The organism is Pedobacter sp., from assembly GCF_035566355.1.
Lineage (GTDB): Bacteria > Bacteroidota > Bacteroidia > Sphingobacteriales > Sphingobacteriaceae > Pedobacter.
On record NZ_DATMRL010000677.1, the window covers coordinates 1 to 4047 of the forward strand.

Annotated in this window: 2 protein-coding genes and 1 pseudogene; 2 read left to right on the forward strand and 1 reads right to left on the reverse strand. The window is 39.8% G+C overall.

The annotated features are described in order from the left end of the window. The first annotated feature begins 108 nt into the window (after positions 1-108). Both VNZ46_RS26665 and VNZ46_RS26670 read left to right on the forward strand, forming a co-directional pair. Positions 109-2718, forward strand: coding sequence for a TonB-dependent receptor (locus VNZ46_RS26665; RefSeq protein ID WP_325564296.1), 2610 nt, complete (start codon positions 109-111; stop codon positions 2716-2718). After that, the gene (locus VNZ46_RS26670; protein WP_325564298.1) at positions 2699-3805 is read left to right on the forward strand and encodes a PepSY-associated TM helix domain-containing protein; all 1107 of its coding nucleotides are present in this window, start codon (positions 2699-2701) and stop codon (positions 3803-3805) included. The genes VNZ46_RS26665 and VNZ46_RS26670 overlap by 20 nt, the downstream gene beginning before the upstream one ends. Positions 3806-3825: 20 nt before the next feature. Here VNZ46_RS26670 and VNZ46_RS26675 read toward each other — a convergent pair. After that, positions 3826-4047, reverse strand: a pseudogene (locus VNZ46_RS26675) (chromate transporter); the annotation flags it as partial.

The window sequence follows — 4047 nt, forward strand, 5'->3', positions numbered from 1 at the left end:
ATGTACAAACCGTGTACCTCAAAGAAAAAAATCACAACAATCCTGTTATTGCTCTGCAATTTGTTCTTATGGATCCCTGTATTTTCACAGGAGAGACAGACCTCCATTTTGGAAAAAAGTATCAGTATCCAGGCTACCAACCTCAGTTTGAATGATGCGCTCGAAGCCATCGCAAATAAAGCTGCTATAAGTTTTTCTTATAGCAGCAGTCTGTTGAATGTACAAAGAAAAGTGAACTTGAATTATTCCAACAGAACCTTAAAGGACATCATCACTGAACTCCTCGGACGTCAGTTAAAAGGACTTAGTATAAACGGAAAACAAATTACCATACAGGTTAGCGGTCCCGGAGGAAATATAAAAGGCAGCGTAAAAACCAGCGATGGAAAACCGGCAGTTTATGTAACTGTAACAATTAAAGGATTAAAAAGTACCCAGACAGATGTTCATGGAAATTATCACTTTAAAGACATTGAAGAAGGAAATTACACCATGACCAGTAGTTTTATAGGACTGAGTACGCAACATAAACAAGTTACCATAACCTCACAAGAAACTACAGTAGTCAATTTCACATTGGCAGAAAATAGTGAGGAACTCAATGAAGTAGAAGTCAACGGCAAAAAAGTCAATAAATTCGTAACCAGAAAGAGCGAAACTGTAGCTAAGCTGCCCCTCAACAACCTTGAAAATCCACAAGTATATACAACCATTACTAAATCGCTATTTAATGAACAGATTACTACAGATCTGACCGATGTTCTGAAAAATACGCCAGGAATACTCAAAATGCAAGGAAGCATTGGTCGGAGTGGTGATGGAGCAGTATACTACAATCTTCGGGGATTTCCTACCCGTATCTCGATGATAGATGGTATTGCTGGTCAAACTAATGGTGATATTGATCCGGCGAACATTGAAAAAATAGAAGTTATAAAAGGTCCATCGGGCACTCTGTATGGGGGTTCACTCACCACATTTGGTGGGCTCATCAACGTTATAACAAAGAAACCTATAGATACATTGGGTGGCGAGATTGGGTACACCACCGGAAATTACAATCTGAACCGACTTACTGCAGATATTTATGGACCAGTAAATAAAGACAAGAACCTTTTGTTTCGGATCAACGCGGCCTATCATAAACGGTCGAGCTTTCAGGATGCCGGATTTAGAAAATCTACATTTATAGCTCCGGTTATCACCTACCGTTTAAATGAAAAACTTGATTTAAGCTTAAACGCAGAATTTTACGATTATGAGGGCACAAATCCATCTATCGTATTCCTCCACCGCACTAGAAAATACATAGCCACTACACCACAGGAACTCAACTATGACTGGAGCCGGTCTTTTACTTCTAACGACATCACATTAAAAGCTCCGGCCACAAACATCCATGGACAGTTGAATTATAAAATAAGTGACAACTGGACATCACAAACCAGTATAGCCAGGAATACGCGTAAAACCGATGGTATGTATCAGTATCAATTTATAAGGGGCGCAACCAGTGATGATCTGGTAGAACGTAACGTACAGTTGCAAAATTATGAGGGTGCCTCTACAGCTATACAACAAAATTTTAACGGGGATTTTAAGCTTGCAGGTATGCGCCATCGCATTGTAGCCGGCTTGGACTATTTAAACCAAACAACATACAATAATAACTCTGCTATTGTGAAATTTGACACGGTAAGTGCAATAAGTGGGATATTACCTGCAAAGTACGGTACTCTGACCCGGGCAAAGGCAGAAGCTAAAATTGCTGCCATAACTGGCGTAGGTACTGCTGGGGCGGTAATTAAAAACTACAATTCCAGCAATATCTATAGTATATATGCCTCCGATGCAGTGAACCTGACAGATCAGCTGTTGGCTATGCTCAGTCTTCGTATTGATCGCTTCCAGAGTCTTGGAACCATGAATCTGGCCACAAACACACAGCAAGCAAACTCAAAATACACCCAGACTGCTATTTCTCCGAAGTTGGGGCTCGTCTACCAAATTGTAAAGGAAAAAATATCCCTATTTGGAAACTATATGAATGGTTTCAGTAATGTTGCGCCGGTTTCTCAGCCACTTAGTGATGTCTCAGGAACATTTAAGCCGCAACAGGCAAACCAGTTTGAAGGAGGTGCCAAGATGGATATTTTCAGCAATCGATTAAGTTTCACCGCAAGTTATTATAATATTAAAGTAAAAGACGTTACGCGTGACCAAACAATAAGAGTTGATGGTAAGGATTACAACATTATTGTACAAGACGGTACTCAGGTTAGCAAGGGAGTCGAACTGGAATTAATTGCCAATCCTCTCACTGGTTTAAATATCATTGCAGGTTACGCTTATAATGATAGCAAACTTATCCGTTCTACAAAAGAGCTGGAAGGTAGAAGACCCGCTTCTGCAGGGCCATCCAATCTGGTCAATTTCTGGGCAAGCTATGTGCAACCAGACGGTCAGTTCAAAGGCCTGGGTATTGGATTTGGCGGAAATTACGCCGGTAAATACCTGTCAGGTAATTCATTGACTACCGGAGTATTTACTTTTCCTGCATACACTCTTCTAAATTCGACTATTTTTTATGATGCCCGCAGCTGTCGTATCGGCCTAAAAGTAGATAATCTGACTGATGAACTTTATTTTACCGGACAAGGCGTATTAAGTGCGCAAATGCCAAGACTCGTATCAGCTAATGTCACACTCAAGTTTTAAAAATACCATACGCCTCTTACACCTCTGGCTCGGATTAATATCCGGGCTGGTCGTATTTGTTCTTGGGCTCACCGGATCTATTTACGCCTTTTCTGATGAACTCAAGGAACTGTGCTATAAACAGAGGCTCTATGTCGATAAGGTACCTCAAACACCCCGCCTGCCCTTACATCAACTGGTGAAAATTGCAGAACAGGCACTGGGTAAAGACCGTAAAATATCAAGAGCTGAACTTTCACAAAAAAGCGACCGCACTTATATGTTCCGGGCTATGAAATTAAATCGTAAGGCCTTTGGTTATTGGAGTTATTATGTATATTATGACAAGGTGTATCTTAACCCATACACAGGTAGAATTGTATACAGAGAAAATGCCAAGAATGAATTTTTCACCATTATTCTTGCATTGCATATGAATCTCCTGCTTGGTGACCAGGTTGGCCATTTTATAGTTCGTTGGTCAGTGGTATGTTTTATTATCCTTTTAACTAGCGGTATTATATTGTGGTGGCCCAAAAAGCGAAAAATTAAACAAATCAAAAAAAGCTTCAGTATTAAATGGAAGGCGAAATTTAAACGTTTAAACTACGACCTGCACAATGTCGTTGGCTTTTATGCCTTTCTTGTTCTAATGCTTATAGCATTTACAGGATTAATGTGGTCCTTTGGCCTTACTACAGAAAAAAAATCAAAGTTACAGTCCGATACCACACAGCAATTAACAAAAACACGAGACGACATTATTCTTCAGCAAGCCCTGAAAAGATCTCCCGAAACGGCCTACTTCTTGTACAACTTTCCTGCTGCTAAAAGTGCCACAATAAACCTTTCTGCTTACCAGAGCAACACTAGCCTTTATGATCGAATACAATACCGATTTGACCGGTACAGCGGAAAACTATTAGAGCAGAGCCCTGAATTCAAAGATTTAACCATTACTTCTAAAATCATCGCCCTTAATTACGACCTCCATACAGGAAGCGCCGTTGGTTTACCTGGAAAATTTATTGCATTTCTATCCAGTCTAATTGCGGCAAGTCTGCCAGTAACCGGCTTGTTGATCTGGTTAAATAAAAAAAATAGGTGACTTTTTTGAAAAATCCTCTATTAGTAATGAATCAGACCAAAAATCAGGCTGAATCCAATGATGTACAAAACATTCAATTTAAATCTTTTCATCAGGATCAGAGAAAATGTAATCCAACCAAGTGCATAAAGATCGATAGAATGAATTGATATTCCTTTTGGAAAGACGACATCCTTGCCCAAAAATAAAGTAAGGTTTAAAATTACCCCCACCACGGCGGCGGTTACAAAACCAAGTATGGA